The following is a 24,131-nucleotide window of genomic DNA, read 5'->3' on the forward strand; positions in this document are numbered from 1 at the left end:
ACGCTCGCCCGCTTCTGCCGGGACAACCACGTCACCCTCGTCGCCCTGGAGGCCACCGGCGGCTACGAACAGCAGCCCTTCCGCCTGCTCTGGGCGGACGGCCTGCCCTGCGCCCTCCTCAACCCCCGCCAGGTGCGGCGCTTCGCCGAGGCCATGGGCATCCTCGAGAAGACCGACCAGATCGATGCCGGCGTCATCGCGCGCTTCGCCGAGGTGCGCCGGATCAAACCCCGGCCGCCGGCCAGCCCGGCTCAGGAGCGGCTCAGCGCCCTGGTCACGCGCCTGCATCAACTGGTCGAGGCGCGCACCGTCCAGACCAACCAGGGCCGCCTCGTCACCGAGCCGCAGGTGCGCACCTCGGTCGCCGAGATGGTCGAGCTGATCAACCGCCAGATCGCCGCGTTGGAGGAGGCGATCACCGCCCAGCTCAAGGCCGATCCGCTCTGGGTTGCCCTCGATGCGACCTTCCGCACGATCAAGGGCGTGGCCGACCGCACGATCGCCCGCCTGATGGCCGACCTGCCGGAGATCGGCACCCTCTCGGGCAAAGCCATCGCCAAGCTGGCCGGCTTGGCACCCATCGCCCGCGACAGCGGCCAGAGCAGCGGCCGACGCCCCGTGCGCGGCGGACGGGCCGACGTGCGCGCCATCCTGTTCGTGGTCACCAGCTGCGTGCGGCGCTTCGATCCCGACTTCATCGCCTTCGACCAACGGTTGCGCCAAGCCGGAAAGCCCCCAAAGGTCATCCGCATCGCTCTCGCCCACAAGCTGCTCGTGCGCCTCAACGCCAAGGCCCGTGATGTCCGCGCCCAACTCGCCGCCCAGACTTGACACGCCAGACAGTCGCTCACCTTCGGCTGCCGCCTCGCCGCGCCGACGACCCGAACTGTGCTTCCGCAAACCCGTGCGGGAGAGGGGATCCCGCGATCCACCCTGCGATCACCTGTCATCGACTGCGGTAGATCGCTCACTTGGTCCCACGCGAGACGTGTGCACACACGGCCGCCTCTGCGAGGAAGGGCCATGGCGCGCCCCCTCAATGCCGGGTGGGCGCCGCCCCCACCGTCTCGGCCGAGAGCCAGTCGACCACGCAGGCGAGGGCGTCCCGCGCCGAGAGGCCGCGGCCCTGCGCCTCCGTGAACAGGGCGAGCTGCCGGTCGGCGCTGGTGCCGCGGGCGACGATCCAGCGGGCGAGGTCGAGATCCGCCGCGCAGCCGAGCGCCGCCGCGTCCTCGCTCACCAGGGCGAGCGTGCGGGCGAGCACCGCCGTGACAGGCTCCGCCTCACCAGCGAGCGTCAGGAAGCTGCCGTGGATGCCGTAGCGCTGCGCCCGCCAGCAATTCTCCGCCGTGATCGCGTGGGCGGCACCCGTGAGGTCGCGGCCGAGATCGGGATCCCGCGCGAGCCGCCGCACGAGGCAGCGGGCGAGGGCCGCGAGCGCCAGCGTGTCGTCGAGGCGCGTGCAGCTGTCAGCGATGCGCAGGTCGAGGGCGTTGCCCAATGGCGCCGGCCGGATCACCCACCAGACATGGGCGACATCGTCGATCGCTCCCGCCCGCACCAAGGCGTCGAGGTAGCGCGCATGGTCGACCTCGTCCGCGAAGTAGGGCGGCAGCCCGCTGCGGGGCATCTCGCGGGCGGCCGCGAGCCGGTAGCCGAGGAGCCCGGTGCGCTGCGCCTGCCAGAAGGGCGAGGAGGTCGACAGGGCCAGGATCAGGGGCAGGAAGGGCTGAATCCGGTTCATCACGTCGATCCGCGGAACGCCGTCCGGCAGCGCGATGCAGATCGACAGCCCGCAGACGACCGTGCGGCTCCCCACCATCTGAAGGTCGCGCTGGACCCGGTCGCGCGTGCCGGGATCCCGCGGGCGCACCCGGCTCCACAGGGCGATCGGGTGCGTGCCGGCCGCCATCACGGCGAGCCCGCGCTCCGCCGCCAGCGCGCCGATCCCGCTGCGCAGGGCCTGCAGGTCGCGCCGCGTCTCGGCGAGCCCGGCATAGCCGCGCGTCGCCCAGATCAGGCGCGGCTCGACGATGTCGTGGCGCGCCGCCGGGAAGTCGCGCCGGCAGGCCGCCAGGAAGTCCCGGATCCTGGCCCGCGCGGCGTCCCGCCGCACGGCGTCGTTCAGGAAGACATCTTCCTCGATGCGGAGCGCGAAGTCCTCGGACATGCACGATCTCTCCCGGTGCGGGCCCGCGGGGCGCCCGGCACTGCGTGATTCCATCGATGAAGGCTGGCCCGCCCTCAGGCGGGCGGCGGTCCGGATCTCGCCCGGGCATCGCCCAGGACGGCCTGCACCAGGGCCAGGACGGCCACGGCCGCGGTGTCGGCACGCAGGATCCGGGGCCCCAGCGAGAGGCGGACGGTGTTGGGACGATCCAAAATGAGGGCGCGCTCCTCCGGCGTGAACCCCCCCTCCGGCCCGATCACAACGGCGAGCGGGAGCGGGACGTTCCCGGGCGGAGCGGCGCCCGCCCCCGCCGCGGCCGCGCCGCGCCGGAGCGCCTCGACCGGATCCGCGACCGGCGCGTCCTCGTCGCAGAACACGAGCAGACGCCCGGGCGAGAGCTCCGCCAGGGCGCTCTCCAGCGGCGCGGCGTCGCGGATCTCCGGGATCGCCAGGATGCCGCACTGCTCGGCCGCCTCGATGGCGTTCGCGTGCAGGCGGTCGAGCTTGATCCGGTCCCCCTGCGTGCGGCGGGTGACGACCGGCCGGATCAGGCTCGCGCCCATCTCCACCGCCTTCTGCGCCACGTAGTCGAGCCGGGCCGCCTTGAGCGGGGCGAACAGGTAGTGGAGGTCGCCCGGCGCCGCCTGCGGCCGGGTCCGCTCGCGCAGGATCAGGTCGCCGGCCTTGCGGCCGGTCGGGCGGATCTCCGCGCGCCACTCGCCGTCGCGCCCGTTGAACACCAGCACCCCGTCGCCCGCACCCCGGCGCAGGACGCCCAGGAGGTAGTTCGCCTGGGCGCGATCGAGGCTGTGGACCACACCCTCCGCCATCGGCACGTCGAGGAACAGCCGCGGTGCATCGAAATCATAGGCCGCCATGCCCTCCTGCTCGCCGAGCGGGGCCGTTCCTGTCAATGCCCGCGCGCGGCCCCGCGCCCCCGCGGCGACCGAACCAAAGCCGCCACAATCCTGTGTTGAGACAGATCATTCGCCGTGCGCGGCAAGATTCTGTTTGGGGACGGCCGGGACGGACCCGGCCGCCGCGTCTCGCGCTGCCCGGGCGGCGGTGATAGAGCCGGCAGGGGGTTGAGGGATGGTTCGGATGGACAAGCGCGCCGTGGCGGCTGTGGTCGCCGGCTTGGTCGGGACGGTGCTGATCGGCGGGGCCGCCCGCGCGCAGGGCACCGATTGCACCACGATCCAGAAGACGCTCACGGAGCGCAAGGACATCGTGGCGCGCGTCAACGCCGCTCAGAAGAGCAAGAACAAGCTCACGGCGGCCCAGGCCTGCACGCTCTTCACCCGCCTCCAGGCCAACGGCAACGAGGGCCTGAAGTGGATCACCGCCAACAAGGATTGGTGCTCGATCCCGGATTCGTTCCTCGAGGGCTTCAAGGCCGACCACACCCGCGTGGCCTCCCTGCGCGGCCAGGTCTGCGGCGCGGCCCAGAAGCAGGCCGTGATGGAGAAGCGCGCCCGCGAGCAGGCGCAGAACGGCGGCGGCGGCGGCGGGCTTCTCGGCGGGCCCGGCCTGACCGGCAGCTTCAAGCTCCCGCAGGGAGCCCTGTGAGGGCGGCGCCGCAGGCGAGGGATGATTCGACGGGCCTCCCGGGGGCCGCCGACCGGCCGGTCGCGGACGCGGTGAGCGGCCACTGGGTCGACCGGCACGCGCCCGCGTCCTGGCGGCCCTACTTGCGCCTGGCGCGGATCGAGCGCCCCATCGGCTGGTGGCTGCTGCTGCTGCCCTGCTGGTGGTCGGCCGCGCTCGCCGCCACCGCCTCGGGGCGGGTCGGGCCGAATCTCTGGCACCTCGCCCTGTTCCTCGTCGGCGCCGTCGCCATGCGGGGCGCGGGCTCGACCTACAACGACATCGCCGACCGCGACCTCGACGCGCGCGTCGAGCGCACGCGCCTGCGTCCGCTCCCCTCCGGCCGCATCCGCGTGCGCCAGGCGCTGGCCTTCCTGGTCGCCCAGGCCCTGGTCGGGCTCGCCGTGCTGCTGCAGTTCGACGGCTTCGCGATCGTGGTCGGGGTGTGCTCGCTGGTGCCGGTGGCGATCTACCCGTTCATGAAGCGGGTGATGCCGGTGCCCCAGCTGGTCCTGGGCCTCGCCTTCGCCTGGGGCGCGCTGATGGGCTGGGCGGGGCTGCTCGGCCGGCTCGATCCGGCGCCGCTGTGGCTCTACGCGGGCGCCATCGCCTGGGTGATCGGCTACGACACGATCTACGCGGTCCAGGACATCGAGGACGACGAGATCGCCGGCATCAAGTCCTCGGCGCGGTTCTTCGGCAGCCACGTGCGCGGGGCCGTCGCCCTCTGCTTCCTCGTCGCCTTCGGGTGCGTCGCCGCGGCGCTCCGGCTCGCCGGATGCGGGCTCCTCGGCCTCGCGGGCCTCGCCCTGTTCGGGGCGCATCTCGCCTGGCAGGTCCGCGGGCTCGATCCCCGGGACGGCGCGCGGGCGCTGCGGCTGTTCCGCTCGAACCGCGACGCCGGCCTGATCCTGTTCGCCGGCCTGGCACTCGATGCGATCTGGCAGGGGCTGGCCTGAGGTCACACCCGCCCGTCGGTGAGCCGGATCTCCTCCCGATGCACGGCCGGGCGCAGGGGCAGGCGGCTGGTCTTGCGGCGGCACAGGAAGCGCGGGCGGCGGTGGTTGAGCAGCCCGTGGCGGCGGCGGATGCGGACCGCGCCGAGCTTCAGCCGGCCGATCTGCGCGCCCATCGCGGTCACCGCGCCGTCCTCCTGGATCACCAGGAGCGGCAGCCCGGTCTCGGCCCCGAGGCGGCGCCAGACCGCGACCACGTCCGCGTCGCCGTAGGTCCCGAGCCGCATCAGCGGATCGCCCGCCCGGTCGAGCAGCAGCACGGAGAAGCGGTCCTCGCCCGCCGCGTCGCTCGCGTCGGCGTCCAGGCAGAGCGCCACGCTCGCCGCGCGGCCGATCGATCCCGGGATGGCGCCGACGATCGGGAGCGGGGAAGGCTCGGCCTGGATCGGGCCGCGGTGGATGGTGGGGAGCGGCCCGACGACCTTGCGCGAGACGGCGTGCCGGTTCGTGCTGGGAAATCTCGTGACCATGGTTCTGCTCGACGCCCTGTCTGCGTGGAGCGGCGGTCTCTCCGGACCGTCCGCGCTTGAGGTCAGACTGCCCGTTGGAGGCTCAGAACGCCTTAAAGCGCAGCGTTAAGCGTTGGTTCGCGGCGACTTCCCGCGCCGATGCTCAACAATTTCTTCCCCGGACAGGGGTGATTTGGTCAGCATTCTCCGAAAATCGATGGTTACGGATCCGGATACGGTCGAGGGGAGGTCGGGGCGGGCGACCCGGCGGCCGGGACCGCTCGTGGATGCGGCGGCCTGTGACGCCCGCGTCCTTGTGGCGGCGCGGCGCCACGCCTAAAACGGGAGCCGCGTTCCGGAGGCGTCCCACCCGGTCCGGCCGGCGCGGGCCGCCCTGTCCAACCGAACGGTCCCCTCCCCATGGCCCTTCCCGTCGACCTGCGCGCCCTCCTCCCCCAGGTTCGGGCGAGCGTCCGGGAGGCGGCCCTGCTGGCGCTCCCCTTCTTCCGCGCGGGCGAGCGCACCACCGCCCGCGTCTGGAGCAAGTCCGGCGGATCGCCCGTCACCGAGGCGGACGTGGCGGTGGACACCTTCCTGAAGATCCGCCTCAGCGAACTCGCGCCGAAGGCCGCGTGGCTCTCCGAGGAGACCCGCGACGATCCGGTCCGCCTGGAGCACGACCTCGTCTGGATCGTCGATCCGATCGACGGCACCCGCGCTTTCCTGTCGGGGGATCCCGACTGGTCGATCGCCATCGCGCTCCTCGCGAAGGGCGAGCCGGTGCTCGGGATGGTGGCGGCGCCCGTGACCGGCCTCGTCTACGAGGCGCTGGTGGGGGAGGGGGCCCGGCGCAACGGCGAGCCGATCCGGGTCACCGCGCAGGAGCGCCTCGCCGGGGCCCGGGTCGCCGGCCCCAAGCCGATGGTCGACCACCTGGAGCGCAATCTCGGGATCGCCGCGACGCCGGACGCGCTGGTGCGCCTGCGGCGCATCCCCTCCCTGGCGCTGCGCCTCGTGCGGGTGGCGGAGGGGCTGGTCGATGTCGGGCTGATCTCGTCCGATGCCCGCGACTGGGACCTCGCCGGGGCGGACCTGATCCTGCGCGAGGCCGGCGGCGCCGTGCTCGACCTCGCCGGGCGCCCACCGATCTACAACCGCCGCGAGCCGATCCACGGCGAACTCGTCGCCGCGCCGACCGCCCTGCGGGACGCGGTGCTGGCGGCGATGCGCTGAGCGGGATTCGTTCGATGATGGTGGGCTTGCGATAGGCTGTACTGATCGCATAGCCCCTTTTCCGGACGACTGCAGCGCGAGCGGAAGGAGATCCGGAAACCAGCACGAGAATCGCCGCGAAGCGGCTCCGCCTTCCAGGACCGTTGCAACATACGGTCGCTTCGCGGAGTCGTGCGCTGTTTCCGAATCTCCTTCCGCTGTCGCTGCTCTCGTCCGGAAAAGGGGGGCAATGGTGTGCCAGCCCCAGCATCTGGTTTCGGTCAGCCCGCTTCCATCGGACCTGACAAAACAAGAGGGCGGGCGCCTTGCGGCACCCACCCCCGATCGTCTCGTGATCCTGCGCCGAGGATCAGCGCGAGTAGAACTCGATGACCTGGTTCGGCTCCATGTGCACCGGATAGGGCACCTCGGAGAGAGTGGGCACACGGGCGAAGCGCGCGACCATCTTGCCGTGATCGACCTCGATGTAGTCGGGCACGTCCCGCTCGGCGAGCTGGGAGGCGACGACCACGATCTCGAGCTGCTTGGAGGCTTCCTTGACCTCGATCACGTCGCCCGGCTTCACGAGGTAGCTCGGGATGTTGACGCGCTGGCCGTTCACCCGGATGTGGCCGTGGTTCACGAACTGGCGGGCCGCGAAGGGCGTCGCCACGAACTTGCAGCGATAGACGACGGCGTCGAGGCGGCGCTCCAGCAGGCCGACCAGGTTCTCGCCCGAGTCGCCGCGCAGGCGGACCGCCTCGGCGTAGTAGCGGCGGAACTGCTTCTCGGTGATGTTGCCGTAGTAGCCCTTGAGCTTCTGCTTGGCGCGCAGCTGCGTGCCGAAGTCGGACATCTTGCCCTTGCGGCGCTGTCCGTGCTGGCCGGGGCCGTACTCGCGGCGGTTGACGGGGCTCTTGGGGCGGCCCCAGATGTTCTGGCCCAGACGGCGATCGAGCTTGTGCTTCGCCTGAATACGTTTTGACATCGCGTGTCCTCAGGGAACGATACGAGAAGCGAGGAACGCGCCCTCCTCTTCCCTTCCGGGACGACAGACCGGCCGAGAGGCCGCTCACGGGTGCGCTGAAAAAGCCGCGGGGCCCCGAAGGACCCCGCAAGCCGGGCGCTGTTACCGGGGAACGGCGCGAAGGTCAAGCGCGTGTTCAGCCGGCGACGCATCCCGCCGGGATCCGTGCCCGGAACAGGGGCTCGGCCTCGCCGTCGCGCGTGCCGAGGAGCGAGACGTGGTCGCCCGCGACCGCCTCGAAGCGCGCGCCCGGCGGGGCCGCCTCGGCGAGGCGGCGGGCGAAGGCGAGGGGAATGACCGGGTCCGCGTCCCCATGCACGATCAGGATGGGGCCCGAGACGGCGGCGATGCGGGCGTCCGAGCGCCAGGAATCGCGCAGCAGGAGCGCGGGCAGGTACGGAAAGTGGAGCTTCGCCATCGCGACCATCGAGTCGAACGGCGCCTCCAGGTAGAGGCCGAGATGCGGGCGCTCGGCCGCCACCGCGACCGCCACCGCGGTGCCGAGGGAGTGGCCGTGGAGCAGGATGGCGGCGTCCGGGGCGCGCCGCCGCGCCTCGTCGAGGGCCGCGAGCCCGTCGAGGACGAGGCCCGCCTCGCTCGGGCGCCCGGTCGCGCCCGGATAGCCCCGGTAGGTGGGAGCGAGCAGGCCCCAGCCCCGCGACCGCCACGGCTCGCCGGCGAAGCGCTCGGCGTGGAACTCCGCCTCGGAGGCGTTGCCGTGGAAGCTCACCACCACCCCGCAGCCCGGGGCCGGCGCGCGCCAGAGGGCGTGGAGCGTCTCGCCGTCCGCCGTCGCCACCCGGATCGCCTCCGTGCCGGCGGGCGGATCGCGCGGGGCGTGATAGGTGAAGAAGGCGCCCGGGTAGATCAGCATCCGCTGGAACGCCAGCACCGCGCCCGCGACCGCCAGGACGACGAGGAGGGAGGCGACGAGGAGGCCGAGCGCCACCCGCCGCCGCCTCATTGCCGGACGAGAGGCATCGGCGTCACGGTGATCCGGCCGAGCCCCCGCGCCGCCAGGGCGTCGCGCAGAGCGGGGGTGACCCGCTGCCCGCCCGTGAAGACCGCCGTCGCGGCGCCGTCCGCCTCCGCCGCGTCGCGCCGGGGCGCCGGCCCGAGCAGGGCCGCCATGCGCCGTGCGACGGCGGGCGCCGGGTCGATCCAGGTCACCGGCCAGGGCGCGATCCGCTCCAGGCGGGGCAGCAGCAGCGGGTAATGGGTGCAGCCGAGCACGACGACGTCGGTGCGGTCGCGGCCGCTGCCCACGAAGCACGGCGCGATTTCCTCCCGCAGGGCATCGTCGCCGACCGGCAGACCGGCCAGGGCCGCCTCCGCCAGGGCCGCGAGCCGGGTCGCGCCGACCAGCGTGACGGTGCAGGCGCTCGCGTAGGTCTCGATCAGGTCGCGGGTGTAGTCGCGGCGCACCGTGCCGGGCGTGGCGAGCACGCTGATCCGCCCGGAGCGGGTGGCGGCGGCGGCCGGCTTGATCGCCGGCACGGTGCCGACGAAGGGAATCGGGAACTGCGCCCGCATGGCCGGCAGGGCCAGGGTGGTGAGCGTGTTGCAGGCGATCACCACGAGGTCCGGCGCGTGCGCGGCGACCAGCCGCTCCATCACGGCCAGCGCCCGGGCGACCAGAACCGCCTCGGTGAGGTCCCCGTACGGGAAGGCGGCGTCGTCCGCCGCGTAGACCACCCGCGCGTCCGGCCGCGCCCGCCGCACCTCGGCCAGCACGGTCAGGCCGCCGAGCCCGGAATCGAACACCAGCACCGCCGGCGCCCGGGTCACCGGCGCGAGCGGCACCGCCCCGGTGCCGGCCATAAGATCGAATCGCATGCCCGTCCGCTCGTCGAGGCTTCCTGCGCCACGCGCAGAATCTCCGGTCGCCTCCTTAACGCTCGGTCAATGGGGCGGCAGAATGGCCGCCTTGTCCCGGGAAGCCACCGCGCCCGGGCGTGCGAGAAACGAAACCCCATGCGTCGCGTTAATGCAGGACAAAAACTCCACGCGCACGGGGAATTCGAGATGGCAGCCACTGCGACCGCGCGGGTTCCGCAGACGCGGGCGGCCTTTCCGCCGCCGGACGTGAAGGCCCGGCCGATCGACCGGGAGGCCTGGATCGCCGCCTTCCGGCACGTCCGCGACGAGACCGAGGCCCGGGCCGCGCCGCTCTCCCCGGAGGACCAGCAGATCCAGTCGATGCCCGACGCGAGCCCGACCAAGTGGCACCGCGCCCATACGACCTGGTTCTTCGAGCAGTTCCTGCTGAAGGAGCACGCCCCGGGCTACCGGATCTTCGACGAGCGCTTCCTCTACCTGTTCAACTCCTACTACGTGGCGGCCGGGCCGCGCGCGCCGCGGATCAGCCGCGGCCTCGTCACGCGGCCGACCTGCGCCGAGGTCGCGGGCTACCGCGCCCATGTCGATCGGGCGCTGGGCCGGCTGATCGAGACGGCGGCGGAGGCGGCCCTGCCCGGCCTCGTCGCGATCCTGGAGATCGGCCTCTTCCACGAGCAGCAGCACCAGGAACTGATGCTCACCGACATCCTGCACGCCTTCGCGCAGAACCCGCTCCTGCCGGCCTACGACCCGACCTGGCGCTTCCCGGCACCGGCGCCCGCCGAGGGCGTGCTGCCGCTCGCGGGCGGGATCGCGGCGATCGGTCACGAGGGCGGCGGCTTCAGCTTCGACAACGAGCATCCCCGCCACGACGTGCTGCTGCCGCGGAGTGCCCTCGACCGGGCGCTCGTCACCAACGGCGAGTGGCTCGACTTCATGCAGGACGGCGGCTACGCCAAGCCCGAACTCTGGCTCTCGGACGGCTGGGTCGCCGCCCAGACGGAGGGCTGGGAGGCGCCGGGCTACTGGCGGCGGGGCGAGGACGGGGTCTGGTCGAGCATGACGCTCGCCGGCCTCCAGCCCGTCGATCCGGCCCTGCCGGTCACGCATGTCAGCTACTACGAGGCCGACGCCTTCGCCCGCTGGCGGGGACGCGACCTGCCCACGGAGGCCGAGTGGGAATGCGCCGCGCGGGCCGGTCTCGACGGCGCCTTCGGGCATGTCTGGCAATGGACCCGCAGCAGCTACGCGGCCTATCCGGGCTACCGGCCGGTCCCGGGCGCGCTCGGCGAGTACAATGGCAAGTTCATGGTCAACCAGTTCGTGCTGCGCGGCGCCTCGGTGGCGACGCCCCGCGGTCACAGCCGGCCGACCTACCGGAACTTCTTCTATCCGCACCAGCGCTGGCAGTTCACCGGGGTCCGACTATCTCAGGCGGCAGGCTGAGGCGGTGGCCTCGACCCGCTCGGAGTTGCCCGTGAACGCACCGCTTGCCCAACGTCCCCCGGCGGCCCCCCTCGCCGGGCCGGACAGCCGCCGCTTCGCCGAGGATGTGCTGGCGGGCCTCACGGCACCCCGCAAGACCTTGGCGGCGAAGTATTTCTACGACCGCGAAGGCTCCGCCCTGTTCGAGGCGATCACCCGCCTGCCCGAGTACTACCCCACCCGGACCGAACTCGGCATCCTGCGCGCGAGCGGCGCCGAGATCGCCGCCGCCCTGCCGCGCGGGGCGGCGCTCGTCGAGTTCGGCAGCGGCTCGACCCAGAAGATCCGCTGCCTGCTGCCGCACCTTCCCGACCTCGCCGCCTACGTCCCGGTCGACGTGTCGGAGGAGTTCCTGCGCAGCGAGGCGGAGGAACTCGGCCGCGACTTCCCGCACCTGCGGGTGCGGCCGGTGGCGGCCGACTTCACGCAGGTCTTCGCCCTGCCCGGAGAGGCCGCGCCGGCGCCCCGCGCCGGCTTCTTCCCGGGCTCGACGATCGGCAATTTCGAGCCCGGCGCCGCCGCGTCCCTGCTCCGCCACTTCGCGGCCACGCTCGGCCAGGATTCCATGCTGGTGGTCGGGGTCGACCTCGTGAAGGAGGCGGCCATCCTCAACGCCGCCTACGACGACGCGGCCGGGGTGACGGCGGCCTTCAACCTCAACCTGCTCACGCGGATCAACCGCGAGGTCGGGGCGGATTTCGACCGCGACGCCTTCGCGCACCGCGCCTTCTTCGACCCGGAGCGCTCGCGGATCGAGATGCACCTCGTCTCCCGCCGGGCGCAGACCGTCACGGTGGCGGGCCGGCCGATCCGATTCTCGGCCGACGAGACGATTCACACCGAGAACAGCTACAAGTACACGCCCGACGGCTTCCGGGCGCTGGCGCGGGGCGCCGGCTGGGAGGGGAGGGCGGTGTGGATCGATCCCGAGGGTCTGTTCTCCGTGCACCTGCTGCGCGCGAGTTCGATCCGGCGGCACTGACGGGGAACCGCGTCCGCCCGGCGGCGGGCGCCCCGCCGTCGCGGCGACGCGCGATGCGGCCCGCATGATCGCGCTCGGTCTCGGCATCCTCGTCGTCGCCGGCCTGTGGTGGCTCGGCCGCCAGGGCACGCAGGCGAACCCGGCGCTCCTCGCCCGGGCGCTCAAGCGCCTGGGCGGCGGGCTGGCCCTGGCGGTCGCCGCGCTGCTGTTCCTGCGCGGCCGCTTCGACATGGCGGTGTTCCTCGGCCTCGCCGGGGCCGCCCTGCTCGGCTGGCGGCAGATGCCGGCGCTGCCCTTCGGCCTCGGCGGGACGCCGCGCGGCTCGGCCGGCGTGTCGCGGATGCGCTCGGCCACCCTCGTCGTGGAGATCGATCACGCCAGCGGCGCCATGCGCGGCCGGGTGGTCGCGGGGCCCCACGCCGGCCAGGACCTCGACGCGATGCCGCTCCCCGCCCTGCGCGCGCTCCTCGGCGCCTGCCGCGCGCAGGACCCGCAGGGCGTGGCGCTCCTAGAGGCGTATCTGGACCGCCGGTTTGCCGGCTGGCGTGTAGACGCTGATCGCGATGGCGACCCGCGGACGGGCGGAGCGGCGCAGCCAGGGGCGATGCCGGAGGATGAGGCCTATCAGATCCTGGGGCTTGAGCCCGGGGCGTCCCTGGAGGAGGTGCGACGGGCGCACCGGCTCCTCATGAAGCGGCTTCACCCGGACCAGGGCGGATCGGGCTACCTCGCGGCGCGCGTCAACGCGGCCAAGGACCGACTTCTCAACCGACATCGCTGATACTCCACGCGCGTGTCGACATGCGGCGCGGGCGAACGGCCCGCGCGATCTCAAGAATCAGGCTTCGGCCGGCGGTCCCGCGGCGGGACGACGGGCCTCAGCTGCGGGTCGCGAAGCAGGTGAAGCCGTTGCGCTTCAGGGCCTTGCAGGCGTCCTGGGCGCTCTCCGCCTCCGAGAAGCCGGAGAAGCGGGCGCGGAACAGGGTGGTGCCGCCATGGGTCACCCGCTCGGTGAAGGGGGCGGCCTTGGCGAGGGCGCCGCCGCTGCGCTGGCGGGCCTCGGAGAGCATCGACTTCGCCTTGCCCTCGTCGTCCATCGCGCCGAGCTGGATCACCCAGGGGGTGACGGAGACGGCCTTCGCGGCCGGCGCCTCCGGCCGGGCATCCGGGCGCGCGGGCGGCTGCGGCGCGCGGGCCTCGGCCCCCGCCGCGGGGAGGCGCGCGCCGTACTTGCCGCCCGGCGCGGGGAAGGAGGCCTCGGGCGTCGCCGCGTAGGCCTGGGCGGCGCCCGGCAGCCCGGCATTGCCGCTCCGCCACTTGGCCGAGCCCGGCGTCGCGGTGTCCCGCCCCGGCGCGAGGTCCAGGGGCTGGCCGACGCGGCCGGTGGAATTCGTCGTCTCGACGCCCTCGTCGTCGTCCGCCGCGGCCACGAGGGTGCGCGTCGTCGCGCTCCGCTCGGCGACCACGGCCGGCCGGGAGCGCTCGGCCAGCTCGGTGACCGGCGGGCTCGTCCGGGCGCCCGCATAGGCCTTGACGAGGTTGCCCTCGACGAGGCGCGTCATGATCGCGTCGCGGGTCGCCACCGACTTGCCGCCCAGCACGACCGCCACGATGTGGCGGTCGTTCAGCCGGGCCGAGGTCATCAGGTTGAAGCCGGAATCCCGCGTGTAGCCGGTCTTGATGCCATCGACGCCCTCGACCCGCCCGAGCAGGTGGTTGTGGTTGCCGATCACCCGGCCGTGGAACGCGAAGGAGCGGGTCTGGAAGAAGCGGTAGTAGCGCGGGAAGCGGTCCTGGATCGCCCGGGCCAGGATCGTGAGGTCGCGCGCCGTGGTGATCTGGTCCGTGTCCGGCAGGCCCGACGCGTTCACGTAGTGCGTCCGCGACATCCCCAGCGCGTGCGCCTTGCGGGTCATCATCTCGGCGAAGGCGCCCTCGGACCCGGCGATGTTCTCGCCGATCGCGCAGGCGACGTCGTTCGCCGACTTGGTCACCAGGGCCTTGATCGCCTCCTCGACCGTGATGGTCGTGCCCGGCCGCACGCCGAGCTTCGAGGGGGCCTGCCGGGCGGCGTTCGCCGAGATCTCGAGGGGGCTGTCGAGGGTGAGCTTGCCCCGGTCGAGCTGCTCGAACAGCAGGTAGAGGGTCATCACCTTGGTGATCGAGGCCGGATGGCGCAGGGCGTCCTCGTTGACCGCGTGCAGCACGCGCCCGCTCTTCACGTCGACCACCATCGCGGCGAAAGGCGGGTTGTAGCCGCCCCCGCCGCCGTGGTGATGCCCGCGCCGGCGGGCATCCGCCGGGTGCGTCATCGCCGCGAGGACCGCCGCGGCGGCGATCAGGGCCGGAAGGGATCGACCGGAAGTGCCGCGCACGCCACGCATCACGAACTCATTCCCACGCCTCGCCGCGACGGGAGACACGGGTGCGGCCGGGGAACAACCCGACGCACCCGGGACGACTCAGGGGACCCCCGTCGCCGCGGCATCACTGTCAATCAGCCTAGGGTTGCTGAGGTTACGCCCGGGTTAATGGATTCGGCCTAGGGCATTGTGCAGTGCACAATCAGCGCTTGACGGCTCGTTGTGCACCGCACATATAGCGGCCTGGGGGACGGCGCGGACGCGCGGGTGCCGCCTCCGCGATCCGACGACATCCGCGCCAGAGGGGCGGCGCCGAGTGCGCCGTTGATCGTGATGAACCAGCAGTTCGACACCGCCCAGAAGTTCAGCAAGGAGAGCATGGACACCTTCCTGCGCAGCTTCGGCACCCTGTCGAAGAGCAGCCAGGCGATCGCCGTCGAGGCGGCCGACTTCGCCAAGCAGTCCCTGGAGCAGACCTCGGCCACCTTCGAGAAGCTCGCCGGTGTGCGCTCGCTCGACAAGGCGCTGGAGATCCAGACCGAGTACCTGAAGACCTCCTACGAGCGCTTCGTCGCCCAGTCGACCAAGATGGCCGAGCTCTACGGCAATCTCGCCAAGGAGCTGGTGAAGCCCTACGAGGCGCTGGCCGCCAAGGTTCCGGCCGCGGCCTGACGGCCCCCGGGCGCGGGTTCCGGTCCCGCGCTGCCCTGAGCGGAGCGGGCCTCGCGCCCGCCTCTCGATGATCGGTTGTCGGCGGCGCGGGCCAGCGGGTCCGCGCCGCTTCGCGTTGGGGCGGAGGCCCCGCGCAAGCCTCGACCATGACAAGAGACCGCAGCCGTCTGGCGCCGCCCGCTCTCGCCCTATAGATTAAGGTCGGATCCGGCACAGGGCGTGCTACGTTGTGCCGGTCTGCAGCGCCCGCGGGTCACGCCCGGTCCCGGGCGCGACCGAGAGGGTGAGGTCGTACGGTCCCCATGCATCACGTCCCGCGGCAGGACATCGTCATCACAGGGGCCGCTGCGGCCAGGATCGTCGCGGCGACGCCCCGCGCGCCCGGCAACGGGAACGGAGGAGACGGCCGGTCGGGAACCGCCGTCATCACGCGCACCCGCCCGGTCACGAAACGGCCCAACCTCTACCGCGTGCTGCTCCTCAACGACGACTACACGCCGATGGAGTTCGTCGTCCACGTGGTGGAGCGCTTCTTCAACAAGTCGCGCGAGGACGCGACCCGCATCATGCTGCACGTCCATCAGAACGGCGTCGGCGAGTGCGGCATCTTCACGTACGAGGTGGCGGAAACCAAGGTGACGCAGGTGATGGACTTTGCCCGCAAACACCAGCACCCTCTGCAATGCGTCATGGAAAAGAAATAGGCACCAGCTCAGAGGCCCGCTTTGCCCAGCTTCTCACGCAGCCTTGAACAAGCTCTTCATCGCGCCCTGGCGCTCGCTGGCGAGCGTCGCCACGAATACGCCACGCTCGAGCATCTCCTGCTGGCCCTGGTGGACGACCAGGACGCGGCTGCGGTCATGCGGGCCTGCAACGTCGACGTCGACGTGCTCAAGCGCAATCTCGTCGAATACATCGATACCGAACTCGCCAACCTGACCGGCGACGGCCGCCAGGACGCCAAGCCCACCGCCGGCTTCCAGCGGGTGATCCAGCGGGCGGTGATCCACGTCCAGTCCTCGGGCCGCGAGGAGGTGACGGGCGCCAACGTGCTCGTGGCGATCTTCGCCGAGCGCGAGAGCCACGCCGCCTACTTCCTGCAAGAGCAGGACATGACTCGCTACGACGCGGTCAACTACATCAGCCACGGCATCGCCAAGCGGCCCGGCCTCTCGGATTCCAAGCCCGTGCGCGGGTCCGACGAGGAGGGCGCCTCCGAGCGGCCGACCGGGGGCGAGGACGAGCGCGGCCCGAAGAAGAAGGGCGACGCGCTCGACGCCTACTGCGTGAACCTCAACAAGAAGGCGCGCGAGGGCAAGATCGACCCGCTGATCGGCCGCGAGACCGAGGTCCAGCGCACGATCCAGGTGCTCTGCCGCCGCCAGAAGAACAACCCGCTCCTGGTGGGCGATCCGGGCGTCGGCAAGACCGCCATCGCGGAGGGCTTGGCGCGCAAGATCATCCAGCACGAGGTGCCGGAGGTGCTCGCCGACGCCACGGTCTTCTCCCTCGACATGGGCACGCTGCTCGCCGGCACCCGCTACCGGGGCGACTTCGAGGAGCGCCTCAAGCAGGTGATGAAGGAGATCGAGGCGCATCCGAACGCCATCATGTTCATCGACGAGATCCACACGGTGATCGGCGCCGGTGCGACCTCGGGCGGCGCGATGGATGCCTCGAACCTGCTCAAGCCGGCGCTCGCCTCCGGCACCCTGCGCTGCATCGGCTCCACGACCTACAAGGAGTACCGCCAGTACTTCGAGAAGGACCGGGCCCTCGTCCGCCGCTTCCAGAAGATCGACGTGAACGAGCCCTCGATCCCGGACGCGATCGAGATCCTCAAGGGCCTGCGGCCCTATTTCGAGGAGTTCCACAAGCTCAAGTACACGACCGAGGCCGTGAAGGCGGCGGTGGAGCTGTCGGCGCGCTACATCAGCGACCGCAAGCTGCCCGACAAGGCGATCGACGTGATCGACGAGACCGGCGCCTCGCAGATGCTGGTCCCGGAGGGGCGGCGCAAGCGCACGATCGGCGTGAAGGAGGTCGAAGCGACCATCGCCACCATGGCGCGCATCCCGCCCAAGACCGTGTCGAAGGACGACGCGGTGGTGCTGGCGAACCTCACCGACAGCCTCAAGCGGGTGGTCTACGGCCAGGACAACGCAATCGAGGCGCTCACCGCCTCGATCAAGCTCGCCCGCGCCGGCCTGCGCGATCCCGACAAGCCGATCGGCTCCTACCTGTTCGCCGGCCCGACCGGCGTCGGCAAGACCGAGGTCGCCAAGCAGCTCGCCTCGTCCCTCGGGGTGGAGATGCTGCGCTTCGACATGTCGGAATACATGGAGCGCCACACGGTCTCGCGGCTGATCGGCGCGCCTCCGGGCTATGTCGGCTTCGACCAGGGCGGCCTGCTCACCGACGGCGTCGACCAGCACCCGCACTGCGTCCTCCTCCTCGACGAGATCGAGAAGGCGCATCCGGACCTGTTCAACATCCTGCTGCAGGTCATGGATCACGGGAAGCTCACGGACCATAACGGCAAGCAGGTTGATTTCCGCAACGTCATCATCATCATGACGTCGAATGCGGGCGCGGCCGACCTCGCCCGGGCGGCCTTCGGCTTCACCCAGAGCAGGCGCACCGGGGACGACCACGAGGCGATCAACCGCCTGTTCGCGCCGGAATTCCGCAACCGGCTCGACGCGATCGTGTCCTTCGGCCACCTGCCCAAGGAGGTGGTGTCCAAGGTCGTCGACAAGTTCGTCCTCCAGCTCGAGGCGCAGCTCGCCGACCGGAACGTCACGATCGAGCTCTCGGACGAGGCGCGCGACTGGCTGGTGGAGCACGGCTACGACGAGACCATGGGCGCCCGCCCGATGGCCCGCCTGATCCAGTCCACCATCAAGACCCCGCTCGCCGACGAGGTGCTGTTCGGCAAGCTCAAGGACGGCGGCGCGGTGCGCGTGGTCGTGAACCGGCCGGAGGGCGGCAAGCCGGCCCTGGCCTTCGACTTCCCGGCCGGCCCGGTGACGCCCAAGCCCGAGAAGGACGTGGCCACCGCGGCGAAGAAGAAGCGTCCGCGCCCGCGGGCGGCGCCGCGGAAGCCGAAGGACAACGGCGGCTCGGGCGGCAGCGGCGGCGTCCGCACGGTCCCGAAGGTCCCGCTCGTCCGGGCCTGATCGCACCCCGTCCGCGGGGCTCGCCCGCGGGGACGGGATCGTCTATCACCGCACGCACCAGGGCATCCCGGCGACACCCTCGCCGGGATGCCCTGTTTCGAGAGAGAGCCGCGGCTCCGCTTGCGGGGCGCGCGCCGCCAGCGACGAGAGCTGACACATGACCGGCGACCTCAACGAGGGACCCCTCGCTCCGGCGACGACGGTCGCGCCGCCGCCCAAGCTCACCGGCCGCGAGCGGCGCCGCCTGCGGCGGCGGCGGCGGATCATCGGCGAGGAGATCGTGGGCTGGATCCTGGTCCCGCTGATCGTGCTCGCCGGCTACTGGGCCTTCACGACCACGCTGGCCTTCTTCGGCCAGACCCCGAGCAGCCTGTTCGACCAGGTGCTGCAGGTGAAGGACGCCCTGCAGAAGAAGCAGCAGAAGCCATAAACAGGACTGGCGCCTGACCCGCGCCCCGCCGTACGGACGTCCGACAGCAATGCGGCGCTTCGTTGCGCGCGTCTCTCCCAGAGAATGTGCGGATCCGCAGTGCTTTATGGCCACTTGAGAATGGCGCGGGATCCCCTCTCCCGTGTGAGCTTGCGGATTCACACGTCGGGTCGTGCGCATGCCTGCTCCTCGCAGGCCGTTTGCAGAGTCAGACGTCCCAGTCGTGGCTTCGTGGAACGCCCCTGGAAGCCGCACCCTTCCTCATGCTGAGGTGCCGCGGGAGCGGCCTCGAAGCACCCCTGACCACAGATCCAAGCCAAGGCCGCTTGAGATCGACCGTTCCGGGGTGCTTCGAGGCCGCGCGCGATCTTCGATCACCGCGGCACCTCAGCATGAGGAAGGTTACGACATCCGGCAACGTCCAGCCGACGCGCCGAAAACCGGATTGTGTGAACAGGCAAGCCCAAGCGGGAGAGGGGAGAAGCGTCAGGCCGTATTCACGGAGAGATGTGCGCATAGGGCGGCGTGGACCTTGCCCGCCCCGACCTGCCGACTCACCGGCGGTCGGGCCGCCCGCCTCCATCCGCAGGGGGAATCAACCCGCCCGTCGCCCGAGTCGCGCTCGGCGGGAGACCCCGCTCCTGCGCCGCGCCGGAGGAGGGGAGGGCGCCGCCGATGGTCGGCCCGCCCTCGTCCCGCTCGTGTCCGCGGGCGTATCCGGCATTCACCCCGGCGTAGAATCCCGTGAAATCCTCGGCCCGCGCCGCTCCGGCGACGAGGCCCAGAACGCACGAAGCGGCGGCTCGCAGGAGCCGCCGCTTCGCCCGTCTCGCTGAGACCGTCCGGATCACTCCGCGACGGTGATGCTCTGCGCCTCGCGGCCCTTCTGGCCCTCGACGACGCCCATCGTCACCTGCTGACCCTCGGCCAGGGAGTCGAGGCCGGCGCGGGCCAGGGCCGAGCGGTGGACGAACACGTCCTTGCCGCCGTCCTTGACCGACACGAAGCCGAAGCCCTTGGCGGGGTCGTACCACTTCACGGTGCCGCTCATCTCGGTGGAGGGGCCGCTCGCGAAGCGACCACCGCCGCCGCCGCCACCACCGCCGAAGCCGCCACCGCCGCCGAAGCCGCCGCCCGCGCGGGGCGGACGCGGGCCGCGCGCCGCAGGCGCCTCGGCCGTGCTGGTGTCGACGCTCGTGATGTTGGTGACCTGCGGCCCCTTCTGCCCCTGGGCCGTCTGAACGGTCAGGCGCGTGCCGGGCAGGAGATCGGTGTGACCGGCCGCCTCGACGGCGCGGATGTGGAGGAAGGCATCGCCCGAACCGTCGCCCAGTTCGACGAACCCGAAGCCCTTCTCCTTGTTGAACCACTTGACCGTCGCATCCCGCTCCGGTCCCGAGGGGGCGGCGCTGCGGGACGGACCCCGGTCGAAGCCGCCGCCGAAGCCGCCGCCACCACCGTAGCCACCGCCACCGTATCCTCCCGACGGGACCTGATCCGGCCACCGCGGCTCAGGCGCACCATCATCGAAGCCGCGACGACGCGGCTCCCTAAAATCACGACCACGTCCCATTTAGAAGCTCGCCAAAACGTAACCCGCCGACCCATTCGCATCCCGCGCCGCTGCATCTTCCAGTCGGACCCGTGACACGACTCCATTCCCGGTTGCGGTGACCAAGACGTCCGCCACAGTCCTGACGCAACTCAGACCGTACCGCAAGGCGGATCTGCCCGGCGTGGCGACGACGGGAGCACTCTCTCACGAACCGGAGCGGATTGACAGACGGAATCAGCGCCGTCCTGTGTGCGAATGGCGGCGGTCGACGCGTCGTTGTGGCGCGGGCGGTTCGCGCGGGATGGATTCCGGTGATGGACGCCAATTCTTACGATTCCGTGGCGGAGGCGATCCGCTCCCGGCGGGCCGTGCGGGCCTTCCGGCCGGATCCGGTGCCGGCCGGCGTCGTGGGTGACCTCCTCGATCTCGCCGCCCAGGCGCCGAGCGGCAGCAACATGCAGCCCTGGCGCGTCTACGCGGTGGCCGGCCCGGCCCGGGACCGACTCTGCGAGGCGGTCGTCGCTGCCTACCTCGCGGGCGAGGAGGGGGAGCCCGCCTACCGCTACTACCCGGAGGCGTTCTTCGAGCCCTATCTCGGCCGGCGCCGGGCGGTCGGTTTCGGTCTCTACGCCCTCGCGGGCATCCCGAAGGGCGATTCGGCGCGGATGCGGGCGCAGCACGCGCGCAATTTCCGCTTCTTCGACGCGCCGGTGGGGCTGATCTTCACGATCGACCGGCGGCTCGAGATCGGGAGCTGGCTCGATTACGGCGGTTTCCTGCAGACGCTGATGATCGCCGCGCGGGCGCGGGGCCTCGACACCTGCCCACAGGCGGCCTTCGCGCCCTATCACGCCGCGATTCGGCAGCACCTGCCGGTCGGCCCGGACGAGAGCGTGGTCTGCGGCATGGCGCTCGGCTACGCGGATCCGAACGCGCCGGAGAACCGGCTGGTCCCGGAGCGCGAGCCCGCGGAGCGCTTCGCGACGCTGGCCGGGTTCTGAGCGCCGGGGCCGCGCGAGGTATCGTCTCGGGCAGCGCGGCAGCATTCATCGTGCGCCGAGACCATGATATCGATTGCACATGGGACGGGACGAAGCCATCGCGCGCCTGCGCGCCTCTGCCGAGCGTGTGCACGGCTTCGGCGTCCCGTCGTTGTATCTCTTCGGCTCGGTCGCGCGGAACGAGGCGACCGGGGCGAGCGACGTCGATGTCTTCGTCGATCCGGATTACGAGCAGTTCGACTTCGTCGCTCTCATCCGGCTGGAAGAGTGGCTGGCCGAGCAACTCGGGTGTCCGGTGGACCTGACGACGCGCGAGGGCCTGCATCCCGTGCTGCGCCCTGCGATCGAGCGAGAGGCGATCCACGTTCTGTGATGAAGCGGTCCGTCATCGCGCGCCTCGAAGACATGCTGGCGATGATCGATGCCGCCGTGGAGATGACGGCCGACACCGACTTCGCCGCCGACCGGTCCGATCTGAAGCTGCGGCTCGCCGTCGAGCGCTGCGTCGAGATCGTCTCCGAAGCGACCCGGCATGGCCCGAGGCGGACAAGAATCGCCTGAGCAACGTGCCGTGGCGGGAGATCGCCGCCATCGGCAACAAGCTCCGTCACGAATACAATCGCGTCGATGACCTGATCATCTGGCAGGTGGCAACGAAGGCTCTGCCGAGCCTTCGCGTGGTTGTCGGCGGTCTTCTGAAGATCGCGCGCGAGACTTGAAGCAGCGCCCGATTGGGCGCCGCTCTCAGTTGTCGGCCTTGACCCACTTGTCTACGCCGAACCGGCATCCGCTCCAGCGGACAGGGCCCTAGGCGCTCAGCGCTTCCTTCGTCCGCTCCGCCCGCTTGCGGTCGTTCGGATCGAGCACCGTCTTGCGCAGGCGGATCGACTTCGGCGTGACCTCGACGAGCTCGTCGTCCTGGATCCAGGCCAGCGAGCGCTCCAGCGTCATGCGGATCGGCGGGGTCAGGCGCACCGCCTCGTCCTTGGAGGTCGTGCGGATGTTGGTGAGCTTCTTGCCCTTGAGCACGTTCACCTCGAGATCGTTCTCGCGGTTGTGCTCGCCGACGATCATGCCCTGGTAGACCTTCCAGCCGGGCTCGATCATCATCGGGCCGCGATCCTCCAGGTTCCAGAGCGCGTAGGCCACCGCCTCGCCCTGGTCGTTGGAGATCAGCACGCCGTTGCGCCGGCCCGGGATCTCGCCCTTGAAGGGCTCGTAGGCCTTGAACAGCCGGTTCATGATCGCGGTGCCGCGGGTGTCGGTGAGCAGCTCGCTCTGGTAGCCGATCAGGCCGCGGGTCGGGGCGTGGAAGACGAGGCGCAGCCGGTTGCCGCCCGACGGGCGCATCTCCAGCATGTCGCCCTTGCGCTCGGACATCTTCTGCACGACGACGCCCGAGTGCTCCTCGTCCACGTCGATCACCACCTCCTCGATCGGCTCGAGCAGGTTGCCGTCCTCGTCCTTCTCGAACACCACGCGCGGACGCGACACGGCGATCTCGAAGCCCTCGCGGCGCATGGTCTCGATCAGGATCGAGAGCTGCAATTCACCGCGGCCCGAGACGTAGAAGGAGTCCTTGTCGGCCGCCTCCTCGATCTTGAGCGTGATGTTGCCCTCGGCCTCCTTGAACAGGCGGTCGCGGATCATGCGGCTCGTGACCTTGTCGCCCTCGGTGCCGGCGAGCGGCGAGTCGTTGACGATGAAGGACATGGTGACGGTCGGCGGGTCGATCGGCTGAGCCTGGATCGGGGTCTCGACCTGCGGATCGCAGAAGGTGTCCGCCACGGTGCCCTTGGTCAGGCCCGCGATCGACACGATGTCGCCCGCCTCGCCGAGCTCGATCGGCTGGCGCTCCAGGCCGCGGAAGGCCAGGATCTTCGAGATCCGGCCCGTCTCCACCACCTTGCCGGTGCGGTCGAGGACCTTGACGGCTTGGTTCGGCTTCACGGTGCCGGACGCGATGCGCCCCGTCACGATGCGCCCGAGGAACGGGTTGGCTTCGAGCAGCGTGCCGAGCATGCGGAACGCGCCCTCCTCGACGGCCGGCTCCGGCACGTGGGCGAGCACGAGGTCGAAGAGCGGCGCCATGCCGTCCTGCGGGCCCTCGGGCGAGTTCGCCATCCAGCCGTTGCGGCCCGAGCCGTACAGGATCGGGAAGTCGAGCTGCTCGTCGGTGGCATCGAGCGCCGCGAACAGGTCGAAGACCTCGTTGACGACCTCGTCGATGCGGGCGTCGGGCCGGTCGACCTTGTTGATGGCGACGATCGGACGCAGCCCGATCTTGAGCGCCTTCGACACCACGAACTTGGTCTGCGGCATCGGCCCCTCGGCCGCGTCCACGAGCACGATCACGCCGTCGACCATCGAGAGGATGCGCTCGACCTCGCCGCCGAAATCGGCGTGGCCGGGGGTGTCCACGATATTGACCCGGGTGTCATTCCAGACGACGGAGGTCACCTTGGCCAGGATGGTGATGCCCCGCTCCTTCTCCAGGTCGTTCGAGTCCATCACGCGTTCCTCGACGCGCTGGTTCTCGCGGAACGACCCCGATTGCTGCAGGAGCTTGTCGACCAGGGTGGTTTTCCCGTGGTCGACGTGGGCGATGATGGCGATGTTGCGCAGCTTCATGGGGGTCCGAAGCAAAAAGCGCCCGGCCTGACGCGGGCCGCGAATCGGCAGCCGGCAGGGACGGGCGGGGGCATGCTGTTGCGTCGCAATATAAGATGCGCCGCCCGACCGCAATAGGCGGCTGGCGCGTTGCCCCGTCCGCGGCGCGGTCCGGCCGGGGAGGGGAGTTCCGGCGCGGTGGGGCGTGGCGATGCGCGAACCTGAAGCGTCCGGGCGCTGCCTCGGAGGTTCGCGCAGCCGCAGCGCCTTGCGAGGCTTGCGAATTTCGGCGGACCTCGTTTCGGATCGATCCGATCGGCCCAGCGAAACGTGGGGTTCGCGCGAACGGCTCTGTTTTGCTCGCGGGATCCGTGGGTTACGGTGGTGCCGTCGCCCCCTCACGGGGGCGCGGATTGAAACCTGCGTGAGCGCGACGGCGCGCTCCTTGTCCGCCCCGGTCGCCCCCTCACGGGGGCGCGGATTGAAACTCGCGGATCACGGCTCTGCGCTCGCGGCTTCGGCGTCGCCCTCTCACGGCGGCCAGGATTGCATCG

At 71.3% G+C, this 24,131-nt stretch carries 24 protein-coding genes; 15 read left to right on the forward strand and 9 right to left on the reverse strand.

What is annotated here, in order from left to right:
• Nucleotides 1-831, forward strand: an 831-nt coding sequence (locus ACW9J6_RS31950; protein ID WP_457115101.1) for an IS110 family RNA-guided transposase, incomplete at its 5' end; no start/stop codon positions are given.
• Between the two features lie 205 nt (nucleotides 832-1,036).
• On the opposite strand, the gene ACW9J6_RS31955 is transcribed toward ACW9J6_RS31950, so the two are convergent.
• Complete coding sequence (locus ACW9J6_RS31955; protein WP_457120357.1) at nucleotides 1,037-2,170, reverse strand: YbdK family carboxylate-amine ligase; 1,134 nt, start codon at nucleotides 2,168-2,170, stop codon at nucleotides 1,037-1,039.
• A gap of 74 nt (nucleotides 2,171-2,244) precedes the next feature.
• On the reverse strand, nucleotides 2,245-3,048 hold the full coding sequence (locus tag ACW9J6_RS31960) for a 16S rRNA (uracil(1498)-N(3))-methyltransferase (protein WP_457120358.1): 804 nt from the start codon (nucleotides 3,046-3,048) through the stop codon (nucleotides 2,245-2,247).
• 223 nt (nucleotides 3,049-3,271) lie between these two features.
• Here ACW9J6_RS31960 and ACW9J6_RS31965 point away from each other — a divergent pair, with 223 nt between their 5' ends.
• Complete coding sequence (locus ACW9J6_RS31965) at nucleotides 3,272-3,739, forward strand: hypothetical protein (protein WP_457120359.1); 468 nt, start codon at nucleotides 3,272-3,274, stop codon at nucleotides 3,737-3,739.
• 71 nt (nucleotides 3,740-3,810) lie between these two features.
• The gene (ubiA, locus tag ACW9J6_RS31970; RefSeq protein WP_457120360.1) at nucleotides 3,811-4,716 is read left to right on the forward strand and encodes a 4-hydroxybenzoate octaprenyltransferase; all 906 of its coding nucleotides are present in this window, start codon (nucleotides 3,811-3,813) and stop codon (nucleotides 4,714-4,716) included.
• A gap of 2 nt (nucleotides 4,717-4,718) precedes the next feature.
• Here ubiA and ACW9J6_RS31975 read toward each other — a convergent pair whose 3' ends face one another.
• Nucleotides 4,719-5,243, reverse strand: a complete 525-nt coding sequence (locus tag ACW9J6_RS31975) for a DUF6101 family protein (RefSeq protein ID WP_457120361.1) — start codon at nucleotides 5,241-5,243, stop codon at nucleotides 4,719-4,721.
• Nucleotides 5,244-5,642: 399 nt separating this feature from the next.
• On the opposite strand from ACW9J6_RS31975, the gene ACW9J6_RS31980 reads away from it, so the two are divergent.
• Entirely contained in the window at nucleotides 5,643-6,455 is an 813-nt protein-coding gene (locus ACW9J6_RS31980; RefSeq protein WP_457120362.1) for an inositol monophosphatase family protein, read from the forward strand.
• Between the two features lie 349 nt (nucleotides 6,456-6,804).
• Here ACW9J6_RS31980 and rpsD read toward each other — a convergent pair whose 3' ends face one another.
• The 3 genes from rpsD to murI all read right to left on the reverse strand — a co-directional run bounded on the left by rpsD (nucleotide 6,805) and on the right by murI (nucleotide 9,297).
• The gene (gene rpsD / locus ACW9J6_RS31985; RefSeq protein WP_457120363.1) at nucleotides 6,805-7,422 is read right to left on the reverse strand and encodes a 30S ribosomal protein S4; all 618 of its coding nucleotides are present in this window, start codon (nucleotides 7,420-7,422) and stop codon (nucleotides 6,805-6,807) included.
• Between the two features lie 175 nt (nucleotides 7,423-7,597).
• Nucleotides 7,598-8,410, reverse strand: coding sequence for an alpha/beta hydrolase (locus tag ACW9J6_RS31990; protein WP_457120364.1), 813 nt, complete (start codon nucleotides 8,408-8,410; stop codon nucleotides 7,598-7,600).
• Nucleotides 8,411-8,421: 11 nt separating this feature from the next.
• Nucleotides 8,422-9,297 carry a glutamate racemase gene (murI, locus tag ACW9J6_RS31995; RefSeq protein WP_457120365.1) on the reverse strand — a complete coding sequence of 292 codons (876 nt, stop codon included), beginning with the start codon at nucleotides 9,295-9,297 and terminating at the stop codon, nucleotides 8,422-8,424.
• Between the two features lie 189 nt (nucleotides 9,298-9,486).
• Between murI and egtB the strand changes: the two genes are divergently transcribed.
• The 3 genes from egtB to ACW9J6_RS32010 all read left to right on the forward strand — a co-directional run bounded on the left by egtB (nucleotide 9,487) and on the right by ACW9J6_RS32010 (nucleotide 12,548).
• A complete protein-coding gene (egtB, locus tag ACW9J6_RS32000) occupies nucleotides 9,487-10,746 on the forward strand; it encodes an ergothioneine biosynthesis protein EgtB (RefSeq protein ID WP_457120366.1) in 1,260 nt (419 codons plus the stop codon).
• 25 nt (nucleotides 10,747-10,771) lie between these two features.
• The gene (gene egtD, locus ACW9J6_RS32005; protein ID WP_457120404.1) at nucleotides 10,772-11,767 is read left to right on the forward strand and encodes an L-histidine N(alpha)-methyltransferase; all 996 of its coding nucleotides are present in this window, start codon (nucleotides 10,772-10,774) and stop codon (nucleotides 11,765-11,767) included.
• 64 nt (nucleotides 11,768-11,831) lie between these two features.
• Nucleotides 11,832-12,548 carry a DnaJ domain-containing protein gene (locus ACW9J6_RS32010; RefSeq protein WP_457120367.1) on the forward strand — a complete coding sequence of 239 codons (717 nt, stop codon included), beginning with the start codon at nucleotides 11,832-11,834 and terminating at the stop codon, nucleotides 12,546-12,548.
• A 97-nt stretch (nucleotides 12,549-12,645) separates the two neighbouring features.
• Here ACW9J6_RS32010 and ACW9J6_RS32015 read toward each other — a convergent pair whose 3' ends face one another.
• Nucleotides 12,646-14,151 carry a serine hydrolase gene (locus ACW9J6_RS32015; RefSeq protein ID WP_457120368.1) on the reverse strand — a complete coding sequence of 502 codons (1,506 nt, stop codon included), beginning with the start codon at nucleotides 14,149-14,151 and terminating at the stop codon, nucleotides 12,646-12,648.
• A gap of 312 nt (nucleotides 14,152-14,463) precedes the next feature.
• On the opposite strand from ACW9J6_RS32015, the gene ACW9J6_RS32020 reads away from it, so the two are divergent.
• From ACW9J6_RS32020 to ACW9J6_RS32035, 4 genes are all read left to right on the forward strand, one after another.
• Complete coding sequence (locus ACW9J6_RS32020; RefSeq protein ID WP_457120405.1) at nucleotides 14,464-14,802, forward strand: phasin family protein; 339 nt, start codon at nucleotides 14,464-14,466, stop codon at nucleotides 14,800-14,802.
• Between the two features lie 302 nt (nucleotides 14,803-15,104).
• Nucleotides 15,105-15,506, forward strand: a complete 402-nt coding sequence (gene clpS, locus ACW9J6_RS32025; protein ID WP_457120369.1) for an ATP-dependent Clp protease adapter ClpS — start codon at nucleotides 15,105-15,107, stop codon at nucleotides 15,504-15,506.
• Between the two features lie 21 nt (nucleotides 15,507-15,527).
• Nucleotides 15,528-17,981 carry an ATP-dependent Clp protease ATP-binding subunit ClpA gene (gene clpA / locus ACW9J6_RS32030; RefSeq protein WP_457120370.1) on the forward strand — a complete coding sequence of 818 codons (2,454 nt, stop codon included), beginning with the start codon at nucleotides 15,528-15,530 and terminating at the stop codon, nucleotides 17,979-17,981.
• Between the two features lie 157 nt (nucleotides 17,982-18,138).
• Entirely contained in the window at nucleotides 18,139-18,411 is a 273-nt protein-coding gene (locus ACW9J6_RS32035; RefSeq protein WP_457120371.1) for a hypothetical protein, read from the forward strand.
• 847 nt (nucleotides 18,412-19,258) lie between these two features.
• On the opposite strand, the gene ACW9J6_RS32040 is transcribed toward ACW9J6_RS32035, so the two are convergent.
• Nucleotides 19,259-19,984, reverse strand: a complete 726-nt coding sequence (locus ACW9J6_RS32040) for a cold-shock protein (protein ID WP_457120372.1) — start codon at nucleotides 19,982-19,984, stop codon at nucleotides 19,259-19,261.
• Between the two features lie 296 nt (nucleotides 19,985-20,280).
• Here ACW9J6_RS32040 and ACW9J6_RS32045 point away from each other — a divergent pair, with 296 nt between their 5' ends.
• The 4 genes from ACW9J6_RS32045 to ACW9J6_RS32060 all read left to right on the forward strand — a co-directional run bounded on the left by ACW9J6_RS32045 (nucleotide 20,281) and on the right by ACW9J6_RS32060 (nucleotide 21,686).
• Nucleotides 20,281-20,967, forward strand: coding sequence for a nitroreductase (locus tag ACW9J6_RS32045; RefSeq protein WP_457120373.1), 687 nt, complete (start codon nucleotides 20,281-20,283; stop codon nucleotides 20,965-20,967).
• 79 nt (nucleotides 20,968-21,046) lie between these two features.
• Entirely contained in the window at nucleotides 21,047-21,340 is a 294-nt protein-coding gene (locus ACW9J6_RS32050; RefSeq protein WP_457120374.1) for a nucleotidyltransferase family protein, read from the forward strand.
• A 32-nt stretch (nucleotides 21,341-21,372) separates the two neighbouring features.
• Nucleotides 21,373-21,528, forward strand: a complete 156-nt coding sequence (locus ACW9J6_RS32055; RefSeq protein ID WP_457120375.1) for a hypothetical protein — start codon at nucleotides 21,373-21,375, stop codon at nucleotides 21,526-21,528.
• 5 nt (nucleotides 21,529-21,533) lie between these two features.
• The gene (locus ACW9J6_RS32060; RefSeq protein WP_457120376.1) at nucleotides 21,534-21,686 is read left to right on the forward strand and encodes a HepT-like ribonuclease domain-containing protein; all 153 of its coding nucleotides are present in this window, start codon (nucleotides 21,534-21,536) and stop codon (nucleotides 21,684-21,686) included.
• 88 nt (nucleotides 21,687-21,774) lie between these two features.
• Here the strand turns inward: ACW9J6_RS32060 and typA are convergent, their stop codons facing one another.
• Entirely contained in the window at nucleotides 21,775-23,598 is a 1,824-nt protein-coding gene (gene typA / locus ACW9J6_RS32065; protein WP_457120377.1) for a translational GTPase TypA, read from the reverse strand.
• Nucleotides 23,599-24,131 lie beyond the last annotated feature (533 nt).

Source organism: Methylobacterium sp. JK268 (assembly GCF_054052225.1).